At 54.4% G+C, this 26,410-nt stretch carries 19 protein-coding genes and 1 pseudogene; 4 read left to right on the forward strand and 16 right to left on the reverse strand.

The window, feature by feature from the left end:
- Positions 1–6: 6 nt before the first annotated feature.
- A complete protein-coding gene (locus MKX63_RS01300) occupies positions 7–759 on the reverse strand; it encodes an IclR family transcriptional regulator (RefSeq protein ID WP_341014751.1) in 753 nt (250 codons plus the stop codon).
- Between the two features lie 285 nt (positions 760–1,044).
- On the opposite strand from MKX63_RS01300, the gene MKX63_RS01305 reads away from it, so the two are divergent.
- The 3 genes from MKX63_RS01305 to tnpC all read left to right on the forward strand — a co-directional run bounded on the left by MKX63_RS01305 (position 1,045) and on the right by tnpC (position 5,421).
- On the forward strand, positions 1,045–2,043 hold the full coding sequence (locus tag MKX63_RS01305) for an alpha/beta hydrolase (protein WP_341018472.1): 999 nt from the start codon (positions 1,045–1,047) through the stop codon (positions 2,041–2,043).
- Positions 2,044–2,229: 186 nt separating this feature from the next.
- The gene (locus tag MKX63_RS01310) at positions 2,230–3,417 is read left to right on the forward strand and encodes a Fe-Mn family superoxide dismutase (RefSeq protein ID WP_341014753.1); all 1,188 of its coding nucleotides are present in this window, start codon (positions 2,230–2,232) and stop codon (positions 3,415–3,417) included.
- A 516-nt stretch (positions 3,418–3,933) separates the two neighbouring features.
- Positions 3,934–5,421: an IS66 family transposase gene (tnpC, locus tag MKX63_RS01315; protein ID WP_341014754.1), complete on the forward strand. Its 1,488-nt coding sequence runs from the start codon at positions 3,934–3,936 to the stop codon at positions 5,419–5,421.
- A 136-nt stretch (positions 5,422–5,557) separates the two neighbouring features.
- On the opposite strand, the gene folE is transcribed toward tnpC, so the two are convergent.
- The 5 genes and pseudogenes from folE to MKX63_RS01340 all read right to left on the reverse strand — a co-directional run bounded on the left by folE (position 5,558) and on the right by MKX63_RS01340 (position 9,051).
- On the reverse strand, positions 5,558–6,151 hold the full coding sequence (folE, locus tag MKX63_RS01320; RefSeq protein ID WP_341014755.1) for a GTP cyclohydrolase I FolE: 594 nt from the start codon (positions 6,149–6,151) through the stop codon (positions 5,558–5,560).
- Between the two features lie 65 nt (positions 6,152–6,216).
- The gene (locus tag MKX63_RS01325; RefSeq protein WP_076161298.1) at positions 6,217–6,462 is read right to left on the reverse strand and encodes a YneF family protein; all 246 of its coding nucleotides are present in this window, start codon (positions 6,460–6,462) and stop codon (positions 6,217–6,219) included.
- A gap of 117 nt (positions 6,463–6,579) precedes the next feature.
- Positions 6,580–7,773, reverse strand: a pseudogene (queG, locus tag MKX63_RS01330) (tRNA epoxyqueuosine(34) reductase QueG); the annotation flags it as partial.
- A gap of 35 nt (positions 7,774–7,808) precedes the next feature.
- Complete coding sequence (gene lepB, locus MKX63_RS01335) at positions 7,809–8,426, reverse strand: signal peptidase I (protein ID WP_341014757.1); 618 nt, start codon at positions 8,424–8,426, stop codon at positions 7,809–7,811.
- A gap of 205 nt (positions 8,427–8,631) precedes the next feature.
- Positions 8,632–9,051: a GNAT family N-acetyltransferase gene (locus MKX63_RS01340; RefSeq protein ID WP_036723776.1), complete on the reverse strand. Its 420-nt coding sequence runs from the start codon at positions 9,049–9,051 to the stop codon at positions 8,632–8,634.
- Positions 9,052–9,468: 417 nt separating this feature from the next.
- Between MKX63_RS01340 and MKX63_RS01345 the strand changes: the two genes are divergently transcribed.
- Positions 9,469–10,077, forward strand: a complete 609-nt coding sequence (locus MKX63_RS01345; RefSeq protein ID WP_341014758.1) for a superoxide dismutase — start codon at positions 9,469–9,471, stop codon at positions 10,075–10,077.
- Positions 10,078–10,276: 199 nt separating this feature from the next.
- On the opposite strand, the gene MKX63_RS01350 is transcribed toward MKX63_RS01345, so the two are convergent.
- The 10 genes from MKX63_RS01350 to MKX63_RS01395 all read right to left on the reverse strand — a co-directional run bounded on the left by MKX63_RS01350 (position 10,277) and on the right by MKX63_RS01395 (position 25,874).
- On the reverse strand, positions 10,277–12,946 hold the full coding sequence (locus MKX63_RS01350) for a glycoside hydrolase (RefSeq protein ID WP_341014759.1): 2,670 nt from the start codon (positions 12,944–12,946) through the stop codon (positions 10,277–10,279).
- 15 nt (positions 12,947–12,961) lie between these two features.
- Complete coding sequence (locus MKX63_RS01355; protein WP_341014761.1) at positions 12,962–13,975, reverse strand: carbohydrate ABC transporter permease; 1,014 nt, start codon at positions 13,973–13,975, stop codon at positions 12,962–12,964.
- A 21-nt stretch (positions 13,976–13,996) separates the two neighbouring features.
- Complete coding sequence (locus MKX63_RS01360) at positions 13,997–14,896, reverse strand: carbohydrate ABC transporter permease (RefSeq protein WP_341014763.1); 900 nt, start codon at positions 14,894–14,896, stop codon at positions 13,997–13,999.
- Positions 14,896–17,436: a DUF5696 domain-containing protein gene (locus MKX63_RS01365; protein WP_341014764.1), complete on the reverse strand. Its 2,541-nt coding sequence runs from the start codon at positions 17,434–17,436 to the stop codon at positions 14,896–14,898. The genes MKX63_RS01360 and MKX63_RS01365 overlap by 1 nt, the downstream gene beginning before the upstream one ends.
- Before the next feature lie 18 nt (positions 17,437–17,454).
- Positions 17,455–18,078: a Yip1 family protein gene (locus MKX63_RS01370; protein WP_341014766.1), complete on the reverse strand. Its 624-nt coding sequence runs from the start codon at positions 18,076–18,078 to the stop codon at positions 17,455–17,457.
- Positions 18,065–19,507 carry a tetratricopeptide repeat protein gene (locus tag MKX63_RS01375; protein ID WP_341014767.1) on the reverse strand — a complete coding sequence of 481 codons (1,443 nt, stop codon included), beginning with the start codon at positions 19,505–19,507 and terminating at the stop codon, positions 18,065–18,067. Before MKX63_RS01375 ends, MKX63_RS01370 begins: the two co-directional genes overlap by 14 nt.
- A gap of 19 nt (positions 19,508–19,526) precedes the next feature.
- Positions 19,527–20,390 carry a carbohydrate ABC transporter permease gene (locus MKX63_RS01380; protein ID WP_341014769.1) on the reverse strand — a complete coding sequence of 288 codons (864 nt, stop codon included), beginning with the start codon at positions 20,388–20,390 and terminating at the stop codon, positions 19,527–19,529.
- Positions 20,391–20,395: 5 nt separating this feature from the next.
- On the reverse strand, positions 20,396–21,301 hold the full coding sequence (locus MKX63_RS01385) for a carbohydrate ABC transporter permease (RefSeq protein WP_445321864.1): 906 nt from the start codon (positions 21,299–21,301) through the stop codon (positions 20,396–20,398).
- Between the two features lie 72 nt (positions 21,302–21,373).
- A complete protein-coding gene (locus tag MKX63_RS01390) occupies positions 21,374–24,283 on the reverse strand; it encodes an extracellular solute-binding protein (protein ID WP_341014772.1) in 2,910 nt (969 codons plus the stop codon).
- A 175-nt stretch (positions 24,284–24,458) separates the two neighbouring features.
- Positions 24,459–25,874 carry an extracellular solute-binding protein gene (locus MKX63_RS01395; RefSeq protein ID WP_341014773.1) on the reverse strand — a complete coding sequence of 472 codons (1,416 nt, stop codon included), beginning with the start codon at positions 25,872–25,874 and terminating at the stop codon, positions 24,459–24,461.
- Between the last annotated feature and the right edge of the window lie 536 nt (positions 25,875–26,410).

Here is a 26,410-nt window from a genome sequence, read left to right on the forward strand (position 1 = left end):
TACATCTCAACCCATCATTAGGCCCATTTCAGCAGCGGCCTCCGCTAAAATGACAGCATATTCCTCCAGCGTCTCCCGCGACAGACGGCTGACCGGGCCGGACAGCGAGAGCGCTGCTACCACACCCCCGGCCCGGCCGGCGATGGGAACTGCCACTGCTGCCGCTCCCGGCTCCCGTTCCTCGAAGCTGGTTGCATAGCCGCAGCGGGTAATCTCTTTCAGCTGCTCCAGGTACTGGCTGCGGTCAACGCTGTCCGGCCATGCGGGGTCGGCCAGCAGCCGGACCTGCACTTCAGGCGGCGCGTAAGCAGCCAGCACCTTGCTGGAGGCGCCTACCGAGAGTGGCAGCCTTGCACCGATCTGGGCTACCCGGCGGATAGCCTGGCGGCTCTGCACCGCCTGAATGCGCACACGCTCCAGATTGTCGCGCAGATACAGGCTGACCGTCTCGCCCAGACGGTCGCGCAGCCGCTCCATGGCGGGCAGCAGAAGCACCGCCGGCTCGTTCAGCGTCGGGAGATGTGTGGACAGCTCCCAGATGCGGATACCCAGGCGGTATTTGTCCGTCCCCTCGTCCCGCTGCAGGAAGCCCTTCTCCTCCAGTGTAGTCAACAGACGGTGCACTGTGCTTTTATGCAGGCCGATCTTCGCAGAGATCTCCGTCAGACTAAGGTCGTAATCATCATTATCCTGAGTAAAGCACAGCAATATATCCAGCGCACGTTCTACGGCGCGTACAGTCAGCTTCCGGTCTTCCACCCCGATCTCCCCTTCACATGTTTCACCTATTGAAACCCGGTTACATAATTATTAAGATATCCCTATCTTAGTGCAAAAGCCTAAATAAAGTCCAGCAGATTCCGCATCCATAATCAGCCGTCCGCAGTTTACAGTTACATTACAAAAGAACCATTTCCATTGACTTTGTAAGGGCATAAATTTACGATTAAATATATGAACTATTCATGCTCTGAATCTTGAAACTTTCCAGGAGGGGACCTTATGAATCTGGCAACTAGTCATCCCGGCGCGCCGGTCTCCCGTATGCCTAACGAGGATAAGCCCGCTTCGTCAACCTTAATTCCGATTCGGATGATACGCCTCAAGCACATCATTGTGGCCCTGCTGTTATCCGTATTCTTCTTCTTTGTATTCTGCTTCATCGCCCTGCATGCTTATATCGCCTGGGTACTCTCGAATCCTACCGTAGCCCCACTCTACTCCAATCCTTATCAGGCCAAGGGGCTCGCCTACGAGGATATCACCTTCCCTGCCAAGGACGGCAGCCGGATGATGGAGGGCTGGTATATTCCTTCCAAGGGAGCTACCAAAACCATTGTCTTCAGTCACGGCTATGGCGCGAACCGCGAAGAGAGCTGGGTGCCCATGTATGATCTGGCCCATTATGCGCACAGCCTGAGATTCAATGTCGTCATGTTCGACTACGGCTTCGCCTCCAAGACCGACAGGGATATCGCAACCGGCGGTAAAAAGGAATCCCAGCAGCTGCTCGGAGCCATTGAATTCGCCAAGGAGCAGGGGGCAGACCAGATTGTGGTCTGGGGCTTCTCGATGGGCGCAGGCACTGCCCTGCAGGCAGGACTTGTAACCAAAGATGTGGATGCGATGATTCTGGACAGCACCTTCCTGCTGGAGCCGGACACCCTGTACCATAATATCAAGCAGAATATCAATCTTCCACGCCAGCCTTCGCTGGAGATTATGGAGATGCTCTTCCCGGTCCTGAACGGCACAGGACTGAATCAGATCCCTTACTCCAAGGTCAAATCGGAGGATTATCCGTTCCCGGTGCTGTTCATGCACGGTACTAAGGACGATAAGGCCCCTTATCCGATTGCCGAGGAGCTGGCGGCGAACCAGAGCAATCCGTATTCGGATTCATGGATCGTGGAGAACAGCCATCATGAGCTGCTGTTCCGCGAGCACCCGCGTGAGTATCTGCGGCGGGTATCCGCTTTTCTCGGGAATGTACAGCTGGCCCAGATCAGCGGGAGCCACAGCAATCCAACCGCAAGCAAATAAGCTTCTTACCGTTACCCTAAGGCATGTGCAGATGTATCCTGTGATACATTCTGTGCATGCCTTTTACTGTGCGTGGCACCAGGACCTCCAATCCGCCACGATTCCCTGCACAGGCTAGTCTCATAAGCTGTTCCTCTCCCGCATATAATGGACCGATGAAACTTTAGGACGGGAGGACTGCATGTCATGCCATATGTATTCGTTGCACCGCCGCCAGTACAGATTCTAGGGGAAATTGCCTTCTGGAAAAAACAGGAGAAGGAGCATGCCGAGGTTCTAATCCAGATCATCCCACGCCTGGAGGAGCCTTATGTGAAGCTGCTGGAGGACTGGGCCATTGTATTCCTGGCTACAGAACAGGCGGCACAGCATCTGCTTGCTAATCCGCAGCCACCGGACACAGGTGGTCCGGGGAGTCCATCCGCCGAAGCCGGGCTGCTGCTGCACACTGCCTGCGACCAGTCCGCCGAATTCATCCGGCACCTGAAGGCCATGAAGGAGGCAAGCGCCGCTGTCAATGCTTTCCCTCTGGCGGGAACCGCGCTGCTGCACTTCATCCGGGAGTCCGAATACTTCCTCGCCGTACTGGCGGCTCTCACCCCTGCGGACTACGGGCCCGGGATGCTGCGGATGAATCCTCCGGAGCAGGCGGAAGCAGCTCCTTCACCCGATCCGGCTGCAAGCGGAGAACGTCTTCAGGGAACAGGAAGCTTCGCAGTTCCGTTATGGGAATCCCGCGAGACAGGACCGGTTCCCATCGGCGGGCATTCGCTTCCTCCTCTGCCTTATGCTTATAATGCACTGGAGCCGTATATTGATGAGAAGACGATGATCATCCATCACGACAAGCATCACCAGAGCTATGTAGACGGACTGAACAAGGCGGAGAATAAGCTCGCGGAAGCGCGCCTGAGTGGCGACTTCGATCTGGTTAAGCATTGGGAGCGGGAGCTTGCCTTCAATGGCGCCGGACACTATCTGCATACGATCTTCTGGAATGTCATGTCCCCGCAAGGAGGCGTCCGCCCCTCCGGCGCCCTGCTGGACGCCATAGAACGCAGCTTCGGAAGCTATGAAGCCTTCAAGGCCCAGTTCACGGAGGCGGCGGGTAAAGTCGAGGGCGGCGGATGGGCTATTCTGGTCTGGAGCCCGCGCAGCCGTAGACTGGAGATACTGACGGCTGAGAAGCATCAGAACCTGTCCCAATGGGATGTCGTTCCGCTGCTGGTGCTGGATGTGTGGGAGCATGCCTATTACCTCAAGCATCAGAACAACCGCGCTGATTACATCCAGGACTGGTGGAGAGTCGTCAACTGGCCTTATGTCGCCGAGCGCTACGGTGCCGCCCGCAAGCTGGTCTGGGAACCTTTCTAAGGCTCTACGGTGTCTTCGGTTTTTCGCACGTTATGATGTATTTCTCCCTCTCATGGCACCGTTCTACGTGTCTCTACCCAATCCAATCCTGACGGTGCTCAATCTCACCGGCTACAAATCATCCTGACCGAATGTATGCTGTTTTCCACATGCATTCGGTCCGTGTGCCTGCTTGCAAGCACAATGTATGTTGTTTTCCACATCCATTCGGACTGCGCATACCTCAACATGCACATTGTATGCTGTTTTCCATATATATTTGGACATATGCCTGCTTGCAAACACAATCTATGCTGTTTTCCACATACATTCGGACCGCGCATTCCTCAACATGCACATTGTATGCTGTTTTCCACATACATACAGACCGCGTACCTGCTTACGAGCACATTGTATGCTGTTTTTCGTTACTACTTAGGTCTCCATGAAAAAACATCCACACTATTCCACTTTCGGAAAGGAGTTTTACTCTCCCCTGTCGAAAGAAAAAGACAAAACCCGGGAGGTGAATGAGGTATGGATGTTAGCCCACAGCAAGTCCTTCAGATCAGTAAAGGGGATCCTGAAATTGCAGGCTTCATCCAGATGCTCCTCGACCAAAATCGGGCCTTGACCGAACAGAATCAGCGCCTTCAACAAATCGTTGACACCCAGGCGAAAGAGATTCAATCGCTGAAAAAACGCGTGCATGAGTTGGAACGGCAACTCCAGCAGAAGAGTCATAACAGCAGCAAACCTCCATCTAGTGACGGGCTTCGCAAGCCTCCCAATCTGCGAACCCCTGGTGGTCCCAAAGGCGCACCGAAAGGCCATCCTGGGACGACGCTCCACGTTATCGACAATCCCGACGAAGTCGTGGTCTGCGAATTAACCACCTGTCCGGACTGTTTGGGCTCGCTCGCAGGTGCTCCTTGTGTGGGGGAAGAACGGCGTCAAGAATTCGACCTTCCTGTGTCTCGCATCTGGACCACCGAGTTTCGTGCCGAGCAACGCTACTGCGCTTGTTGCCAAAAAGTCCAGCGTGCAGCCTTCCCGTCCCACATCACTGCTCCGGCCCAATATGGCCCCCGGATGGCGGCGTGGACGGTCTATTTGCATGCCTTTCACTTTCTTCCGCTTCAGCGGATGGCTCAGCTCTTCGAGGACTGGACCACGTATCGGCCCAGCGAAGGTACCTTGCTTTCCTTTTTAGAGACCGCCCATGACCGTTTCGCTCCCATCGAAGAGCATATCCGTACCCAGTTACATCAGAAAGTCAAAGTCCATGCGGATGAAACCGGGTGCCGGGTTGACGGACGGACCCAGTGGATGCACGTCATGTCTGACGAAACGTATACCTTGCTCCAGCTGCACGCCAAACGGGGAGCTCCCGCGATGAAAGACATCGGTTTTTTACCTACTTATACGGGAACCGTCGTCCATGACTGCATGAAAGGATATTTTAATGAGAGGCATAGCTATTCCCATGCCTTGTGTAATGCCCATTTGCTCCGGGAATGCATAGGGATTGCCGAGCACGACGGACATCAGTGGGCGAAGCAGATGAAGGATCTGCTGACGGAGGGCTGGGCCCAGGCGCTGCGTTCCCGTCAAGCAGGGATTCCTTTGGCGACAGAGGTCATTCAATCGTTTCGTGAACGATATGACGCGATTCTCCAAACGGGCGAAGGGGAATGGTCGAAAGACTGGGTACGGGCGAAAACGTGTAAAAAAGGTCGTGCCATTAAGAGCAGGGCCGGCAACTTGGGAGAACGCTTTGAGGTTCACAAAGAGGCGATTCTCAAGTTTCTTTGGTGTCCCGAGATTCCCTTTGATAACAACCAAGCCGAACGTGATCTCCGAATGGTCAAGGTCAAGCAAAAAGTCTCCGGTTCTTTTCGTACCGAAGCCGCGGCGCAATGGTTTGCCCGCTTACGGAGCGTCGTCTCCACCTACATTAAACAACAACTCCCTGTCCTTTCCTCGCTATCTCTTGCTTTTTTCGGTAACCCTGTTTTGAAGTGACCTAAGTAGTAACTGTTTTTCACATACATTCGGTCTGTGTGCCCGGTTGCAGCAGGATACTATTAGTTTCCTATGTAAAAAATATAACAAAAAAGCCCGCCGCCACTGTCGAAGTGGCAGGCGGGCTTATCCGTTCCTATTCCTTGATCAGGGCCAGGAATTCAGCCCTTGCCGCAGCGTCCTCGCGGAACGAGCCGCGGGTGGCCATTGTAACCGTCTTACTGCCTGGTTTCTTCACGCCCCGGGCACACATGCACAGATGCTCCCCTTCGACTACAACCATGACACCGTGCGGATTCAGCACCTCGGTCATGATATCGGCGATCTGGGCCGTGATGCGCTCCTGCACCTGTAACCGGCGGCTTACCGCTTCTACGAGCCGGGCCAGCTTGCTGAGCCCGGCAATGCGGCCGCTTGGCACATAGCCGATATGCACCTTGCCGAAGAATGGAGCCATGTGATGCTCACATTGGCTATAGTAGACAATATCCTTCACAATGACCAGCTCTTCATGAGACTCGTCGAAGGTTACGCCCAGCGCTTCGCGCGGATCAACGGAATAACCGCCGAAGATCTCTTCATACATCCGGGTCACTCTGGCCGGTGTTTCGAGCAGGCCTTCGCGGCTGGTATCCTCACCGATTAATTCCAGAATCTTCTCTACATGATACTCAATCTGCTCCCGGTTTGCAGTAACCTTCCCGTTCTTGTACTCCTTGATGCCCCCCATGAAAGCTCCCCCCTTCCGCACCTGCAGCTGACTCTTATCTATTTTCTACGATCCTCATTATTACATTACTTCTTGCGGGAATTTCCTTTGCCCGCAGCGGGACGCCCCGGCGGGTTACCGTTCTTCATCATCTGCTGGGCACGCTGCATTTGCTTCCCGTTCAGGTTATACCCCATTTGCTTGGCAACCTTCTGCAGCATTTCAGGATCATTCTGCATCGTTGTCATCTGTCTGCGCAGATAATACACACCGATGAAGAAACCGCCGATCAGACCTACCACAAGCGTAATAATAGGCAATGCAATATTCATCTGTAATCCACCTTTGTACTCTAATGTCTGGCGATAACCCTGTTCAGGCACGCGAATCTATCATAGCATTTCAACAACTGGACAGCAATTGGCAAATCCCGCTGCCAGGACAGTTCATTCACTGTCCGCTGCTCCCTGCTCACGCAGCTTGCCTGCGGCCCGCTCCAGCATGTCGCGCACCGTACTGTGCTCTTCGCTCTCCAGCGCCTGCTCAACAGCCGCAAGCGCTGCTTCGCCGCCGATGCGGCTGAGTGCCCAGGCCGAGGTTCCGCGCATTTCCGGCCGGGGCTCCGTAAGCAGAAGCTCTGTCAGCTTCGGCACCGCCGAGGCCTCCTTGAAATTGCCCAGCGCAATGACTGCGTTGCGCTGGATCGGCTTCTTGCCGCGCCAGGCCGCCGAGCTGCTGCCGAACTTCTCCTTGAACTCCCGGTTGCTGAGGTCCAGAATCGGCATCAGCAGCGGCTTCACCACCTCAGGGTCAGGCAGAAGCTGCGGACGGTGATTCCAGTTCTTGCCGCGGTTATGCGGACAGACAATCTGGCAGGTATCACAGCCATACAGCCGGTTGCCGATCTTGGTCATATAGTGATCGCTCAGGAAGCCCTTCGTCTGGGTCAGGAAGGAGATACAGGCCTGGGCATTGAGCTGGCCCGGTCCGACCAGCGCGCCGGTAGGACAGGCGTCGATGCATTTGGTGCAGTCACCGCAGCCTTCCTGCACAGGCTGGTCCGGGGGAAGCGGAAGATTCGTCACCATCTCCCCCAGATAGATCCATGATCCCCACTTGGGAGAGATGATCGAGCAGTTCTTGCCGCTGAAGCCGATCCCCGCCCGTTCTGCCACAGCCCGGTCTACAAGCGCCCCGGTATCCACCATGCTCTCCAGCACAGCACCCGGGACACGCTCACGGATGAAGCTCTCCAGCTTCGCCAGCGCTTCACGGAGCACATGATGGTAATCCTGGCCCCAGGAGGCGCGAGCCAGAATACCTCTGCGCGCACCCGGCTCGGACTTGGGCGGGTCCTCCATTTTGGAGGGATAGGCCACCGCAATAGCAATGATAGAGAGCGGCTGCTCCCCGGACTGCAGGGCCGGAACCGTCCGCTTGTCCAGATCAGGCTCCTCGAACCCGGATTCATATCCGTTGTCCCGGTGCTCCTGGAGAATGTTCTTCAAATATAAAAACGGCTCCGCAGTGGTGAACCCGATATCATCAATACCGAGCTCAGCTGCAGCCGCCTTAATCTCAGCCTTAAGTTCCTCCCATTTGGAAGGAGGCGGAGCATAGCCTTTCTGGATGTTGAGGTACATATCCGCCTCTCCTTTATAGAATGAATAAGGTAACGCTACAGGGCCTTCATCTTAGAGAAAGGCCACCAGATCAGGGACACCTTACCCACGATACTCTCCCCTGCGACAGCGCCAAAATAACGGCTGTCCTTGCTGGCCCCGGCATGCCGGTTGTCCCCCATAACGAAGTAGGTTCCCGCCTGCACCGTCAGGCTGCTGAAATCGGGATCTTCTATAGACGTATCAATATAAGGCTCATCCAGCAGTTTGCCGTTGAGGTAGAGCTGCTGGTTCCGCACTTCGATGATATCGCCGGGAATGCCGATTACCCGCTTGACCAGATATTCCTTGCGGCTGGGTCCCGTACTGGGATCATGAAGGACAACAACCTCCCCGCGGCCCGGATTCCCGAAGCTGAGGGCGATTTTATTAATAATCAGCTTCTCTCCCTGATATAGGGTGGGCTGCATGGATTGGCCGATTACAGTAGACACATTGAACACATAGATATTAAGCAGCGACATCACTGCGAACACAATCCCCGCCGTAATGATCCACTCCCGCATATCCTTAATCCACGTTCTTCCGGACTTCTGTCTGGACTTGCTATGCGTTACTGATCTGTATCTTTGTCTGCGGCTCCGCATGAAATCTTCTTCAAGCTCCCGGTTCATAGGCCACCTACTTGCTTCGATTGGGTTATCCGTTCCTTAACAATAGAAAAGCATATCTCCCGCCCATTTGCAATGGACATAGGGAAGATATGCTTTAGTATAATGAAACAGACTATGCAGGAATACCCATATTCAAAAGTATCCGCCCTGCAACAGTTCTCTACTCTGACCTTTGATTCCGCTTACAGCAGCGGTTCAGCAACAGTTACCCGACAATGCTCAGCTTGCGCACGGATTTGAAGATGTGGTTCTCGTCATAACCCATGGCTTCATAGAGAGGCATTGCAAAAGAATTGTGTTCATCGACGGCAACATAAATGCCGCTGACCTTCCGCGCCTGAAATCTGCTCTCCATAGCCGTTACAAGACTCTTGCCGACTCCTCTGCGGCGGTAATCCGGATGGACGGCAATGCGGAAATAACAGCCGTGATTCTTCTCAATCGTACCAATCAGCGCACCGATGATTTCTCCTTCATCCTCAGCAACTACAATGAGATCAGAATCCCATGACAATTGCCTGGAGAAAGGCTCGATCGTGCTCTCGAAACATTCTTCCGATAATGCGGTCTGCAGCAATTCAGTCACTGGAGTTACATCGCTTAATTGAAAGGAACGAACGTGCATACTTAAAAGTCTCCCTTTTCTATGGCTTATGATTTTACAAAAAGAAGGAGTTTCCATAACAGTATAAAGTGGAAAAAAGCATCAAAAACCGAGGAATACCTGCTTTTGTCTCTATTAAAGCACACTTTTCTCGCGTTATCATCATTTTTCTTTTGAAAGCGCTTGATATGAAGCGTTTACATTCAATATAGTTTCATATTTAACATCTATTAGGAGATTATAGTAGTCAAAAGGTCCCAGTCAGGGAGCCTCATCAGTTTAACACAGCCTTAACACTTTCTGTGAGCTGGCGGCGGGAAAATACTTTTCAAACATTTTCGTTTGTTTAATGTTGCATTATTGTTCCAGATGCGTTTTAATAATAGTATCTCAACGGATATATACCAAAACCAACATATAATCAGGAGGGATTTTTCCATGGCTTTTCAATTACCGGCACTTCCGTACCCGAACAACGCACTTGAACCACACATCGACGCTTTGACGATGGAGATTCATCATGACAGGCACCATAACACTTATGTGACGAACCTGAACGCCGCACTGGAAAAGGCACCCGAACTGCAAAACAAAAGCATCGATGAGCTTCTGACCGACCTGAACGCTGTACCTGAAGCGATCCGCACAGCGGTCCGCAACAACGGCGGTGGACATGCCAACCACACCCTGTTCTGGGAAGTGATTGGACCGAACGGCGGCGGCGCACCGACTGGCGCATTGGCTGCTGCCATTGACAGCGAGCTGGGCGGCTTCGATAAATTCAAGGAAGACTTCGCTACTGCGGCTACTACACGCTTCGGCAGCGGCTGGGCTTGGCTCGTTGTGAAGGACGGCAAGCTTGCTGTAACCAGCACACCGAACCAGGACAACCCGATTAGCGAAGGCGCAACTCCAATCCTCGGCCTCGATGTATGGGAGCATGCCTACTACCTGAACTACCAGAACAAACGTCCTGACTACATCAAGGCGTTCTGGAACGTAGTGAACTGGGAAGAAGTCGGCAAGCGTTACGAAAGCGCGAAATAAGCATCAGCCTTCAGCATGATGCTCTAAGCAAACAGGTTCACCTCTGCCGTAATGGCCGGGGTGAACCTGTTTTTGTATAAAATATAAGAATTTAGATGTTGCACATGCTAAATTATCCTTCTATTTCTCGCTGAAACGGTACCGTCCTTTAAAAGACGGCAATGCCGTTTCCACTTGCCACGCTAAGCCAGACCTGAGATCATTGCATGAACTTGGCGTTCAGGGCGTCGTATTCACGCCGGGTGACCGGAATTACCGTTCCATGGCGGGGGCTGGCCGGCAGCTTATAATTAGAGGATACCGTCCAGTTGCCGGAATCCAGATCTACCGTCTCCAGCGGGATGTACCCTCTGCCTCCGAATTCATCCACAAACAGATACCACTTCTCCTCCGTATTGGATTTGAACAGGGTTGGCCCTTCAATGCCCTTCAGTCCGCCGACACTCCCGCTCAGCAGCTTCACCGCTGGGGCAAATACCGAATCCAGGGACTCCTGGAACACCATTTTGCCAAAAGGGGATTCCGGGCCTTGCTCGCGCTCATCCTTAGTGAATCTGTAGATCTTCCCGTTATACGCAGCCATAGTGGTATCAATGATCGAATACCCGTAGTCCATATAGACCTGCGGCTCTGAGAACGCGCGGAAATCGCGTGTCTTGCTGTACATAATTGTCTGGTAGGCGTCCCCGGTGTGAGTGGAATCAGCGTACATCAGCGAGGCCCAGAATACGATGTATTCCCCGCTCTCCTGGTCATAGATCACCTCAGGTGCCCAGGTATTCCCCGCTTCCTCAGGTGATACCCGGGCTTCCCAAGGCTCCGACCAGTCCACCAGATTATCCGATTCCCACACGATAACCGCCCGGCTGCCCTGTGACTGGGCTCTGCCCCAATCCCAATTGCCGTTGATCTTCAGATCGGTGGCGATGAGATAGAACCGGCCGCCTTCAGGTGAACGGATGATGAACGGGTCCCTGACTCCCTTGTCGCCCAAGCTGGAGGTAAGCACGGGCTTCCCGCCATTCAGCTCCTTCCAATGCAGCGGGTCATTGCCTTCGCTGAGGGCGAAGTATACCTGCTCGCCATCCCCGGTCCCTTCGCCGGTGAAATAGCTGAACAGATAGCCTGCATAATCTCCCGCAGCCGGAGCTTCCTGCGCAGCCTGAGTTCCGGTAACCTGGGTTCCGGTCAACTCACCCGGCCCGCCTGCCTCCTCCTCTAATTCCGGCCCGCCTGCCACCAGGGTCACCACCGACTTGGCCGGGATAACGGCCTGGAATACCTGCTCCCCAGCTGCTGACCCATCAGCAGCTACATCAGCGGCCACATCCTCGCCACGCGCCAGATCCAGCTGCGCATTGGTTACATAGGAACGCAAGGCAGATGCCTTCAGTCCCAGTCCGCTCAAGGTGAGCTGCACCCGCTTCTCCTCCAGGCTGTCATTCACCAGCACCGCCGTCATGCTCTGCTCCTTCTCGTGCACGTAAGCCGAGCCAAGCAGCTCGTTTCCGGCATCCTGGCTCAGACCGGAGAGTGCAATCCGCACCGCTCCGGGGCGGATGAACTTACTGTAATTGCCGAGCGACCACAGAATCTTCGAGGTCAGGATATTCTGCCCGTCTCCAGGCTGAGTGTAATCGGTGTACAGCAAGCCGTCCTTGTAATCCACCTTGGATACTGCGGTCCACCACTGCCATGCGGCTGCACCCGCCTCGGTCAGATCAAAGTGGATGGTGCGCGCCACCTGTAGCGCCGGCTCCATTCCCAGATCCCGCCCCGGGCCATAATCGCCCATAATGCAGTATTCGGTAACCCAGTACTTGGCCTCAGGATCATATTGCTTTAGATTACCGGCCAGCAGTTGTCTCAGCTTAACCAGGCGGTCATCGCCGGAATGGCTGTAATCGGACCAGTAGGAATGCGAGGCGATCTTATTGCCTACCGCTTCCTTCAGCACAGGATCACCTAGCAGGTCCTTAATATATTCACGGTATTTCCCCAGCCCCAGGCTGTTAGCCCCGCTGGAATAGACACCGCTGCCAGTGAATTCCCGGTAGTGCTCATCATCCAGCAGAGAGGTAATCTCTACCCCGTCCGGGGCACTGATCTGCGCTTCCAGGACGCTTGCGCGGAGCTGGGTGTGCAGCTCCAGAATCACCCGCTTCAGGTCGTCATTGTTGTACCGGCTGGCTTCCTGCTGCGCATGATTCCAGTCCCAGGTCGGCTCGTTAACGGGGCTTATATAATCGAACTCCAGCCCTTCCTGCTTGAAATGCTCCAGCACATCAATCAGGAAGGAGGCGAAGGCAGCTTCAGAGCCTTCCTTCAAATTACTGGACCCTACCTCCGGATCAGGCTGGGCATGACCATTCCTGGTCATCCAGACCGGCGGGCTGTTGACGAAGGCAATCAGGGATTCGACTCCGCGTTCCCTGGCCGCCCGCAGGAACCACTGCTGGCCTGCCTGCCTGCTCCAGTCGTACGGCCCTTCCTCCGTCATTTTGAAGGCTTCCGTTCTCCGCCACGGATCTGGAATGATGGCCTCATCGGTCTCCGCCGAGCCTGCGCCTATATTGAAGCGCCAGGCCGACAGCCCGATCCCTCTGCTGCGTGAGAACAGCAAATCTGCCACCTTGTTCTTATTCTCTTCGGTCCACTCCTTCCCCAGGGGGTCCATGGACCAGGCGTCGGACGCGCCGAAGTTATCGATAGTCTGATAGCGGAGATTACCGTCTATCGACACTGCCGCATCCGGCGGTTTCTGGTGCTGCACAGGGATTTCCTCCTCTTTTCTATTACTGAACAGAATTACAACAATAACACACACTAGAACAATACCGATAACCGCCGTAACTGCCAGCCGCTTCATGCTCCTATCCTCCTCCTAACCAACCAGACCGGAACGCTCCACACTCTCTACAAAATGCCGCTGAACGAATACATAGAGGATAATCAGCGGCAGAATCGCCATCAGCACACTCGTATTCATCATCATGGACATGAAGAACGGGTCCTGAACGAGGGAATTCGCCGCCTGGCCGCCGCCGGTCATGTAGGTAGCAATGCCGTAGCCCGCCGAAGACATCATCGATGACATGACCTTCGGTTCGTTCAGATACATATTGGTGAAGAAGGAATCATTCCACTGCCACACGAAGGAGAACAGCATCACCGTTACCATCGACGGAATGGCATTGGGCAGAATCACCCGCGCGAAGGTGGTGAAATAGCCTGCTCCGTCCACATAAGCCGCTTCCTCAATCTCCCGTGGAATGCCCTTGAAGAACTGGCGGAAAATATAGACATACAGCCCAGTCTTGACGCCCATTCCGAGCATCGAAGAAATAATAAACGGCCAATACGTATTGATCAGGTTCGCCGGCTTCCCCGTGAACAGCTCAATCAGGCCGAACAGGTCAAAGTTCTTGAAATGCAGGTAGAGCGGGATCATGATCGTCTGGGACGGGACAAGAATCGTAAAGATTACTGCCGCGAACAGCAGCCCGCTCCCCCTGAACTTAATCCGGGCAAAGCCGTAACCGGCCAGCACACAGATGATGGTCTGAAGCACCATGACTGCTGAGGACAACAGCATGGTGTTCCGCAGAACTGCAGGGTAGTTCATCGCCTTGAAGACCAGCCTGAAGTTCTCCAGCGTGAAGGCCTGCGGGACCCAGATCACGGTGGAATCATACAAATCGTCCATACTCTTGAACGCAATCGACAGCTTCAGCAGGATCGGGTACAGGATAACGAACGAGATACCGAAGACCAGCACAAAGCGGGCGATTACCCACAACCATTTTTTCGAAAATTCCACCCAATAGGCGGCCGAGGCCAGCCTGTGCAGCTGCTCTTTCCTGGATCGGTGCGGCATTGCTGCGGTCTCTGTCTTCATGAATGCTCTCCTTCCTAACCGCTAGTCTTGATAAAAGACTTTACGTGAGATCAGCGCCGTCGTGATCCACAACAGCAGTGCAATGATGGCAAAATACATCCAGGACATGGCTGCACTCAGCCCGAAATTGAAGCTCTTGAACGCTGTATCCACCACCATGCGGCTGGTCTGGTCACTGATGAAGCTGTCGATGATGGTGTAGACCAGATTGGTCAGGATCAGCGGGCCGATCATCGGAAACGTAATTTTCCAGAACGCCTCATAGCCTGTGGAGCCTTCAATCTTCGCCGCCTCATACAGGGAAGGGGAAATCGATTGCAGCCCCGCCAAAAAGATCAGGATCTGCACGCCCGATTGGCTGACAATCTCATAGATCCGGCTTACCGCTCCAGTCAGATACTGCACCACAGTGGGGCTCAGACCGGATTCGATCAGCAGCGTGGTCAGCTCCAGATTCTTGATCACCGACAGACCTCCGCCCGTGGAATCACTGGCGCTGCGCACAACAGACTGCATCAGGTCTCCGTTCTCAATGCTGGCTATAATGCCTGAGGCCAGAATGACCGGCAGGAAGAAAATCGCCCGGGCCAGCACTCTGCCATGGAACTTCTGATTGAGCAGCACGGCGAAAAACAGGCTGAAAATCAGAATAAGCGGGGTGTTCAGCACGATATTCAGCACGGATTCCGTTAATGTCCGGACATAGGATTCATGCGAGAACAGCGCCTCCCGGAAGTTCGCGAGTCCGATATACTTCAGCGTGAAGCCCTCATCATTGACCTGCAGGTTACTGAGGCTGAACCGCAGGGAAGAGAGCAGCGGCGTCAGGAACAGGAAGCAGAAGCCCGCGAACCAGGGAAGAATGAAGTACAGGCCGTAATATCTGTTTTTTTGCTCCAGGGACAGCTTCTTAAGCTTCATTATTGCGGCTCACCTCCTACCCGGTAATTGCGTCCGTCTATGGTGACTCCGCCCACACTCACCGGCGCACGGTTATAATTCACTATAATCGTGGTGCCTGCTTCATAAGTCGTCTGATAGACACCTTCCGCCAGCTTCTTATGCTCTTTGATCGTCTGGGACTGGATATTCTTCATCACACGGCTCAACGCCTGGTACTGCCCGGCTGCCTGGTCAATCCAGCTGCGGTAATCCGCCGAGTAGAGGCTGCCAAAGCCTGTCATCTTAATCGCGGAAGGATCAGCATAGAACCAGGTATAATATGGTGCGCTCCCGGTCTCCAGCGCCTTCAGCAGACTGAGCGACGCATCCTGATCGTCAGCCATATTCCAGGCGGTTCCGGCATATTGCAGATAACCGTGGTATACCATCTGGAAGAAGGGGATGCTCTCATCCGTAATATTGAACCCGCTGCTCTGCATGGGTGCAGCCACTATATGACGGGCGAAGGGAGCCGCGTACGCATTGCCGCCTTCCACCATCAGGCGGGGCACAGAGCTCTTCATCCGCTCCAGCTGCTCCTTGACGATTCCCTCGGCCTGCTGGCGGTCAACCAGCTCCTCCGCATTGAAATCGGAATTCAGCCCGCTGCCGAGATCCCGCAGGGACAAGCCGTCTACTCCAAGCTCTGCATAGTCTCCGAGGAAGCCGTCTACCACACCCGGCAATACCCGGGGGCTGACGACATAACCGGAGGGCTCCTGCACATCCAGCTTCAGCATGGAGAAGTCGAAGGGATACGTATGCGCCAGCTTACCCGTAATCAGCCGGGAGGCCTGTGACTTGCGGAGTCCCTTGGCTTCCGGGAAGGTCTGCAGGAACGAAGCATCGGGATACAGTGTAATCCCCTTATCCTGTGCGTAGGCCTGCAGCTCCTTAAGCCCCTTGGTCCCGCCAAGCTTGCTGTCCACAGATACGCCCTTCGGGTAATTATGATTAATGCCGCCGTTGAACCATCCGGTATACCGCAGTTGAATATCCCCGATTCCCTTATCCTGCATCTGCTCCAGAATAGCCTTGGCCTCCTTGAAGGAGGTAAGCGGCTCATAAGCGCTGTAAGGAATGCCCAGGAAGAATTTCTTCTTCGGAATGCCTCCGATCAATTCCAGGTAGAAGGGAACGTTCTCTGTCCCGTCCAGCCTTGCCATCCCGGTATGTTCGATTAGGTACTCCCGGTAATGTGCGGCCATGCCTGAATAGCTGGCTTCCTCCTGATCAAGGAAGCTGTACGCTACAGTGATATCACCGGGGTAGATCCCCGCCTGAAATTGCTTCACTGTACTGGAGCGCCAGCCGTTGGTCAGTGTCACTTCCTCCAGACTGCCCAGCGTATAGCTGGAGAAGACATTGTTATACTGATTCAGCCGTCCACTGACATCTGCCTCCACGGCAGCAATCGCATCCCCGCTCTCGATCACCGCCAGGAAGCCCCGGTCCTCATACTTCATGCCGAATACAGGCAGCCGCGCGGTCTCCTCCTTCTGCACTTGCCCCAGCTGGGTCAGCGCAGCATCCGGCCCGTACATCGCGCTGCGGTAAGGGGTAGCATAGAGCTTGTTATTATTGAAGTGTATCAGTGACCCGGAGCCGTCCGGCACCAGGCTGTAGCCTTCATCCTTTGTACCGCTCGCCCCAAAAAACGGAAGCAGCGACAAACTCTGAATATGCATATTATCCGGATAACGGACCTTACCGCCCGGGATGCTTACCTTCAGCTGCTTCCCGTCCAAACGGTATTCCAGGGGAAGCGTCACCAGGGCGGCTCCGTCATCCTCTTCACCGTAGGCCGCTTTATCAATGGCGATTTGCGCCTCATCATAGCCGATCTGCCCGAACAGGGTGGTTACCTTCTTCAGCCCCACTCCCTTGAAGGAGGTATCTCTCCGTTCATACCGCTTATTCAATTCATCGTACCTGAACCGCTTCTCAATCTCCTTCTTGTCACTGTCCTTCTCAAGGCGGCCGATGATGAGGGTACGGAAGCGTTCTTCACTGATGTATTTGGGAATGCCGTCGATATTGCTCTTGACCTCCCCCAGCGTGTACACGATGTTCAGGCTGTCCTTCGATTCCTCGATGGTGAACTGGCCACTCTGCACACTGTGGGTGTAGTTATCGTAGTTCATGAGATTACCCTTGCTGTCATAGTAGGTCAGCTCTACCTGCACATTCAGCTTGGATTTGTTATAGCCGGTGGCAACAGCGTCCTGTTCACGGTCCTGCGGGTTAGAATACCAGATCGCTCCGCTCTTCTTATCCTTAACGACAATCTCCGTGGTCGTCTGATTCAGATACAGGGTCAAATACTCATTGTCCAGGGCCTGCTTCAGATCTGCGGATAGCCCCGGCGCTTCCGGGGTGCGGGTATCCTGCCCGCTCTGCACTTCAGACTGTACCGCCGCTTCTGCTTCAGGTGCGGATTCCGCCAAGTCCGCGTACGGCAGGACGGCTGCGCCGCTGAGCATAAGCACAATTGCAATGATGGTTAGCTTCTTCTTCAAAGCCTGGCTCCTCCTTTCTTATCCGCGAAGTGAAAGCTCCTGGTAGACGGTGTAGACAAAACTGACAATTTGCTGGATCAGATTGAAGAACAGCAGGCCCAGGAAGATGATGATGCCTACCACGGCCAGCGTCAGCAGCATGGTTGTAATCGTTTTGAGCACCGTGTACTGATGAACCGTCATGGTTCCGATGAACAAGAGCCACACGAACCACAGCGTAGCCAGAGCATCCAGCAGATGATAGAAGGAAGCCTCCCGCAGCGTGATCACGTTGCTGAGCAGGATATTGGGAATGTTGATCAGAATCAGCGGAAGCAGGGCGTACCCGGTCGTAATGACGATCTCCGAGAACTTCCCTTCCCCGTCCATCAGTGTCGTCAGGGACCAGTTCGCCAGGCACCAGAGCAGGAACGGGAAAATAATATACTTCAGCTCATTGATGCTGTTCAATGCAAGCGGGTGATTATAATTGACCACATAGCCTACGTATTGGCGCTTCACAATCATGGTCAGGGTAAGGGCCATAAGAATGCCCAGTGCCATGCGCAGCTTGCCCTTATTCTCGTATTTCAGATCCCAGAATCCGTCGAAGGGGTGCACTGCTACATGCAGTGAATATTTAATGTCCTTAAGAAACGGCATCCTGAACCCTCCCTTCCTTTCTCGGCCGCTTCACCAGGCGGATGATTACGTAGCCGCCCAGCAGCACGGCTATTATTCCGGTCATATAGATGCTGAAGTGATCGCGCATATACTCCCTGCGGTATTTCCCCAGCGCTTTGGAATAATATTCGCGGTCATTGCCCAGCTTCAGATAGGTCATAGCCTGCTTATATTCGCCTTGGCGGAGCAGCGATTTGCCGATCCCGACATACGCCATCTCATAGTTGGCATCCAGCTTCAGCACCTCCCGCCACAGCTTCGCGGCTTCATCATGCTTCCCTGAGCTGTACAGGGCGTTGGCTTCATTGACCATGCTGCCGAACTGAGTCACTGTGAACTCGGTAATTCTCCCCAGATCACGGTCCAGCACATAGAGCGCATTCCCATAGCTCTCCACCGCCGCCGGGTTCTTGAAGGTGCCGAGCTGGCTACCGAGTTGACCTATGACATACAGCAGCTTGCCGTCCTCATTGTAGGTGAACACCCGCCCGCGCGTAGCGTCCAGTGCCCGGTAGACCCCGTTTCCGGTCACATCAATATCAATGAAGGCGGAGCGGTCCCGGCTCAGATCGCCGATGGGCGGAATCTCCTTGCTGACCCGCAGGACATCGATGCCGGATGGATTCAGTCTTTTTACCGGAGAGAAGGTCTTCTTATCCACTGTGGTGGTATAGATGAAGCCATCCTCATCGACATCGGTATTATTGAATTCCAGCGGAATGAACTGCACCATCTTCTCGCGCTGCTCCTTGGTCGATACCGACTTCCAGAACAGATCCACCGGATCAAACTGCACCTTGTTCGTGCCCATGAAGCCCGTGAACTGCCCGTCGCTGTCGAACTCGATCAGCCCTTCATAGACCCCTCTGCCAACCACATAAATGCGGCCTGCCTTATCAACAATCACCTTCCGCGGAAAATACTCAAAATTCGCTCCGATCACATCCGCCTTCGGCGCCCCGATCTCCCGCACGAAGGTCCCTGTGCCGTCCAGCTCGACCAGCCGCCTATTCTCCGTGTCCGCCACGTAGATCCGGCCGGCCTCCGTAACGAAGAGTCCTTCCGGGTTGTTGAAGCTGTCCTTCTTCTCCCCGTTCTGGAAGCCTTCGATAACACGGAGTGTGTTCCACTCCTTATCCAGCACCACAATCCGCCCGTTCCCGGAATCGAGCACGTAGAGCAGCCCCTCCGCCGAAACGAACAGGTCTCCCGGAGCGTTCCAGGCTCCCGTCCCTGCCTCCAGCCCGCTGATGGCCCTCGAAGGAAGATAGGCAATCGGCGACTGAACCGCCCCGCCCCAGTAGGAGTAGGTATATCCTTCATACGGCGCAGCCCCGGCCGGCCTTGGACACAGGCTCACAAGCAGCAGCACGGATACAAGCACCAGTATCGATGACTTTATTCTCAACCCTAACGCCTCCATCGCTTCAGTCCTTCATGCCGGACGAAGCCATCGTCTGAATCACATTGCTCTGTGACAGAATGAACGTCACAATCGGCACCGTCATCATAATCACCGCTACCGCGGCCCCGACTCCTGCACGGGCGATCCCGCCCTGAATAATCTGGCCCATCGCGTAATGCAGCGTCTTGAGCTGCTCGCTGTAAATGAAGCTGCCGCCGTCCGTGCCCCATAGCATCTGCATCATCAGGATGAGGAGCGTCAGCCAGGCCGGCTTCACCAGCGGCATGACGACCTGCCAGAAGATGCGGTATTCACTGGCCCCGTCAATCTTCGCCGCCTCCAGCAGCGCATCCGGGATCTGCTCCATGAACTGCTTCATTAGATAGAGTCCCAGCGGATAGGCAAAGGCAGGAACGATAACCGCCTGGTAGGTGTCCATCCAGCCCAGAGCGGACATAATCATATAGTTCGGTATCGCGGTGACATGCGGCGAGAACATCAACGACAGGACAACCACGGTGAACAGCACCTTAGAGCCGCGGAATTTATGCTTTGCCAGCGGGTAAGCCGCCGCCGAGGCCAGCAGGATATGCCCGGCTGTACCGGCGGCGGTAATGAATACGGTGTTAAATATATATCTGGAGAACGGCACCCAGGAATTCTTCATCACCTGAAACAAATTGGCGAAGTTCTCAAGCGTTGCATTGCGTACAAACAGCGTAGGCGGGAAAATAAACAGCTCATCCAGCGGCTTGAACGCATTGTTAATGACATAAATTAACGGAATCGCCATGAATGATCCGAATCCGGCCAGGGCCAGGAACAGCAGGGCGTCGACCTGGCAGGAACGGTTTACTTTTTTGTTCAGACGTATCGCCAGCTTCATCCCGCTTATTCACCCACCCTCTTCAGCAGCTTTTGGACAATCAGATTGCTGCCCAGCATCATTACGAACAGCACGGTGGCAATCGCCGAGGCATAGCCCATCTCGAAGCGGATTGTTCCGTAGTCCACCAGATGGGTTACAATCGTATGCGCCCCGTACTGCACACTCGGGAAGCCTGCCAGCGCCATAGCCACATCGGCAACCGCCAGCGACGCAGTGATCTGAATGACCGCGCCGAACATCAGCTGCGGGCGCATGGAAGGGAGCGTAATGAACCACAGCTCCTGCCAGCGGTTTTTGACACCGTCCACAGCCCCTGCCTCATACAGTGTCTTGTCAACAGTCTGCAATCCGGCGATGAAGGCCAGGAAGCTGGTCCCCAGACTTAGCCAGAGCTGTACCAGCATGATGATCCCCAGCATATACCTCGGGTCCTGCAGCCATTGGATCGGCTCATAAATTACACCAAGCTGCATCAGGAAACCGTTGATGATCCCGTAGGAGTCACTGGAGAAGATAATCTGCCAGATGAAGAATACATTCCCCGAGATCGAAGGCGCAAAAAAGATCAAGGTCATAAACGCCCGCAGCTTGGGATTCAGCTCATTAATCAGCCAGGCAAACAGGAAACAGGCGATATAGCTGACCGGTCCGGTGACCACTGAGAAAATCAGCGTGTTCTTGACCCCGATCAGGAACACATCATCGTTCCAGAGCAGCTTGGAATAATTCTCCCAGCCGATCCAGCGCGGCATCTCCAGCATGTTGAAGTGCGTGAAGCTGAAGATGATCGAAATCACCACCGGCAATACGGTAAACAACAGAAACAGCACCATATATGGAGCAAGCAGGATATACAGGTGTTTATCCCGCCGCACATCCTTGCCGAACAATGCCCAGTAATTACGCAGCCCGGAAGGGGACAGACGGGGCTGAATCAACGGTTCGGCCGTATTTTTCACTTTCTGCACAAGAGTCCCTCCCTATTCCCTTCGTTTCAAATCGAACTCTGCTCTCTTCTGATCAATCTCATAGTCAATCTCCTGCACGTAATCGTACAGGGCATCAGCGGTGTTCGTTCCATTGTTGATGACCTCGCGCAGCGCATTGTCCAGATGGCGGCCTGTGAAGTAACCGCCCGGCACCTCAGGCACACCCTGCACCCATTCCCACTGCTCCTCCAGATGGCGGTAATCGCTTGTCGGCCACGGCAGCTCCTTAAGCGCTTCAATGTTAGCAGTCGGATACCGCGCAGCCGCGCCCATGAGGCCCTCCATCTCCCGTCCGAAGCGGACCTGCGAATCCTTGTCTACCCACCACTTCATGAATTCCCAGGCGGCATCCTTGTTCTTGGCCTGCCTCAGCATCAGGGCGGCAGTGCCCCCGCTGGCCACATCCCTGCGGATACTGCCGTCCGGCTGCTTCGTCCCCGGAACCGGAATGAATTCCCATAGCCCCTTAATCTCCGGCGCAGAGACTGTCAGATAGTTATAGAAGGTATAGTCCTGAATGCCGACCGGCATCTCGCCGGTGCGGAACCGCATCGGGAAGTCGAAGATCAGCGGCAGCTTGTAGCTGGTATAGAAATTGGTCCAGTTCTTGAAGGCAGCCAGCCCGGTCTCTGTATCGAGTCCGCTCTTCGCTCCGTTATTCAGATAAAAGGACCCGCCCATCTGATAGAGCAGCATAGCATAAGCGCGGTTGACCTCCAGCACCGGCACGCCTGTCGTCTGCGCGAGCGGCAGCGCCATATCCATCCGGTGCTTCTGCAGCACCGGAATCATTGCGTATACCTCATCCCAGGTCTGCGGCGGCTCAAGATTCAGCTCCTGCAGAATATCCTTCCGGTAGAACAGCATGTTGAATATTTGCTGCTCGGGCAGGGCAAAGACCTGATTCTCGAACCGGTACGGTACGAGCGCACTGTCTCTGAACTGCTTCACCACTTCCTCATAGCCGGGATACTTCGACAGATCCTCTGCCGCTTTACGCATTCCGAAGTTCACCGGCATATCATTGCCGACCTGCATTGCCACATCCGGGCCTTCTCCGGCCAGCGAAGCACGCAGCAGCACATTCGGACTCACCAGCTTCAGATTGACGCCTATGCCGGTGAGGGGAGTAAATGTATCATCAATCATTGCCTTCAGCACCTGCGCCTGGTCGCGGCCGGTTCCGATCCACACATCAATGGTCTCGCCGTTCTCCGTGGTATTGCCAATGGTGTTGTAATCCTCGAAGAACGAATGGGTGAAGGACGACACCTCATGCCCGATCTTCCGGAATACGGAAGAATTGGCCTTCGGCAGCTTCACATCCGGCGAAGACAGCAGCAGATAATCAATCTCCAGCGGCTGCTCCCGTACCTCCAGAATCCAGGAGCCTACGCTGCCGACATTGATTTTGAACTGCGACAGCCGCTTCTGCACCGTTTCCGGCTTGTCGGCCATGTCCGCCAGCTGATAGGCAGTTTTATTCAAGGTTGCGGTTTTATCACTCTTTTCCCCTGTAAGCCGGACCAGCTCTTCCGATACGCCATATAGAATCTGGCTCTGCTCACGGAAGACCGCCGTCATATCCGGGATTTGCTCCTCCAGCCTGTAATCGCGGTACGGATCTGGCACATTGCCTGTAATCATCAGGATTTTCCGGTACATCGCATTCATGTCCAGCACACTGGCCTCCACCTGGCGCAAGAGCGGTGCAATGGCTCCGAGGCTGACCTCCAGGTGCAATTCGTGTTTCCCTTTGCTTAAATAGAATAAATAGGGCTCTTCATCGGTCCCCAGCCGGTTCATCTGCCAATCCGAATCATAGTAGAACGGAATCTGCAGCATTTCCCGGAACGGGACCTCTCCGTCAATCCGCATAGAGCGTGTGGAATATATCCCTCTTAGCAGCTCCTGCCGGCCTTTGATGGTGATGTTGTACAGGCCGTCCTCCGGCGCTTCCACCTCCCAGGCGATCCATTGGCCCGGTACCCGCCAGTTGTTGCCGCCAATCGTGTTCATTCTGATCTTGGAGACATCGTACGGCTCTGTCGAAGGGCTGGAGCGGTCTGTGACCGGATACAAGGTCGGGGAGGATTTGTAGACCGCCGCTTCCCCCTGCACCTTCACCGTGTGGCCGCTGGTGGATTTATACCCCTTAGCCTCGTAGCTCTGCTTCACCTCTGCATAGGCAGCGGGTGCATCGTAGCTGTGCAGCTTAATATAGTCGATGACCATCGGCTCTCTGCTGGACACCATCGTCAAGGTGTGCCTTCCGGCCGACAGATAGAATTGGTAAGGCTCCTCATAGTAGCCTTCCGTATCTCTCAGCAGGGTCTCCTGCCAGGCCGGGGCCTCAATCTGGCGCGGCCGGAGATCATTGTCCCGGTTATCCTGCTGGATCTCCAGGTTCTCATTGACCCAGATCCGCCCGAAGGACAGATTGCGTGCGCTGGTGAACGGCAGCTTGCCGTCGATCAGCAGCTCACGTTCAATCGCCGAGCTTTTGCCCTTCACCGGATAATACCGGACAGAGATGTGGTACAGCCCGGACTTCGGTACATCCAGCTGCCACTCCACCGAGCCGCTCTCCTCTGTTCTGACGTATCTTCCCGTCTCCCCGCCAAGCTCCGTCAGCACCTCCGGGCTCATCCCCTCGGCCCCGGTATAATCGGCTCCCTTCAGCATAATTTCTTCACGGGGCTGCTCCTCGCCCTCGTATTGCTGCAGATAATGCTCATAGCTGCCCTCAGGCGGCTGCCGCATCTCCTGCCCGTTCCCCGTCACACCTTGTGCCTGGGCAGCAGGCAGCTCTGCACTTGCCGCAGGCAGCGCCATCATGGAGATCAGCATGACGGTTACAAGTGTCCGGTTCATCATCCGCCGGGATAATGATATTCTCACTCGGGTTCCCTCCTCTAGCAGACTTGCATATTAAGAGTGATACAGGTGCACACGGCTACGCCGCCCTATAAGGGCGGCTGCCGATTCTGCGGACTAACACAGCAGGTATTGCAAAGGACAAGCAGGTATTAAGCAAGAAAGCAGGTATTACCCTTGTTATAAGCTGTACTGTTCCCTATTTCTTCTCTTTATCCTGCTCACCGCTCAGTACCTTCTTGGCTGCGGCCTGCGCCGTTCCAATGACTTGGGCCACCCCTGTAGACGGTGTAATCTCGCCCTTCAGGAATTTCTCAGTCACCTTATCCAGCTGATCCTTGACGCCAAGACCGCCGTAACGTCCGCCGAAGACCCGCTCTACCTTACCTTCATCATTCATTGCATTGGCGATAGAGGCTTCATCCGGCAAAATATTCTCCATCGACAATCTGCGGTTCTCCTGCCAGCTGTCGAACGGCTGCAGATCCTCCCAGATCTTCACGATGGTATCCGCATCCTTGACACCTTTGGGAATGGCATAGGCTGCTGTCTGGCCCAGCGGATCGTAGTACTTATCGGCCTGCGGGCCTTTTGGAATATAGACATATCCCCATTCATCCTTCATCTTGCCGAGAATACGCCCTTCGATTTCCCAGAGACCGCCCGGATACATAGCCACCGTTCCTTCTCCGAAATACTTAGCCGGGTCTTCCCAGTCATTGCCCTCGTTAGGCTTGAACACCTTATCCTGGGTGTAGAGCTTATGAAGGAAATTAAGCGCTTCCATCGATGCCGGTGAGTCAAAGACCGCCTTCTGGGTAGCTTCGTCGTAGATTTTACCGCCGTTGCTGGCGATCAGCAGCTCTGAGATCACATAATGGGCTCCGGCCAGACCGTACTGGTCCATCTTCCCGTCCCCGTTCTTGTCTATCGTCAGCTTCTTCGCCGCATCAAGCATCGTATTCCAGTTCCAGTTATCCTCATCCATCAGCTGCTGCGGGTCCTTCAGGCCTGCTTCCTTGAAAATACGCTTGTTGTAGAACACGCCGCTGTCGTTCGGGCTGTACCAGCTCTCCAGGCCATAGACCTTGTCGCCGCCGAAGCGCATGGAGTCAATCACGCTCTGATCGATGAGTGAATCCTTCAGATAATCATCCAGCGGTGTAAGGAAGCCGCCATGCATCAGGCCCCAGATGAACCCGTCCGGCAGCCGGACAATCTCGGCAAACGGATCGCTTGCCATAACGGAAGAGGACAGCTTCTCAGCGGTGGACCAATACTCTGTATTCAGGTATTTAATCTTGACGTTGTATTTCTCTTCCACCGCTTTGATCCGCTCGCGGGCAAGCTCATCTGCCTCTGAATCCCCGACAGGAGTGGCATCCCACCAGTGGGAAATGCGGATCTCCCGCCCGTTCAGATTGGCAGCCGGCGTTGCCGCGGGCGCTTCCGTTGCCGCTGCCGGCGTTTCACTGGCTGCCGGAGCCTGAGTCGCCTCCGCCGCCGGTGTTGCCGGTGCAGCCGCATTATTCCCGCCGCTGCAACCGGTTACAAGTGTAACTACGGCTGTCAGCAGCATGAGCCAAGCCGAGCTTTTCTTCTTCAACTGTTTCACTGTTCGCCACGCTCCCCTAATTTCAGTGATGTTAAGCCAATTCAAGATTGAACTGATTCAAGCCTGTCTGCGTCCGTCCCCCGCTCCCTTCACGATGTCATATTTATATAGTGGCGTATGCCAGCATATAAGCCCTTAAGATAAGCCTTGAGATGATGAAAAGAAAACCTCGAAATTAAATGAGCTTGGATACAGAGTGAGTGACTGGTAGGTTACGGCTGCGATTTTCTTATACTTTTCAAATTACCAGTAAATTTACAAACTCATATTGTCCCATATGTACCGCCAGAGTAACCGCTTACTCAAAATATAAAAAATAATGAAATGGGTTTCATGAAATCCATTTCATTATAACTTCTGGTTATCCTCTGGTCAATCCTACTTTACACAAATTTCATGCTTCAATCCAAAAACTTTCCAGAATACAGGCCCCCTCGTGCTGACGCACTCCACCTACGCCTGGAAAGTTCTTGACCGCTCCTGGATGAGCATACTTGAATGCGCGCGCGGCAGGCTTGTCTGGCAAGCGGCTTCCG

Origin of the sequence: Paenibacillus sp. FSL R7-0179 (assembly GCF_038002265.1) — a bacterium.
GTDB lineage: Bacteria > Bacillota > Bacilli > Paenibacillales > Paenibacillaceae > Paenibacillus_AQ.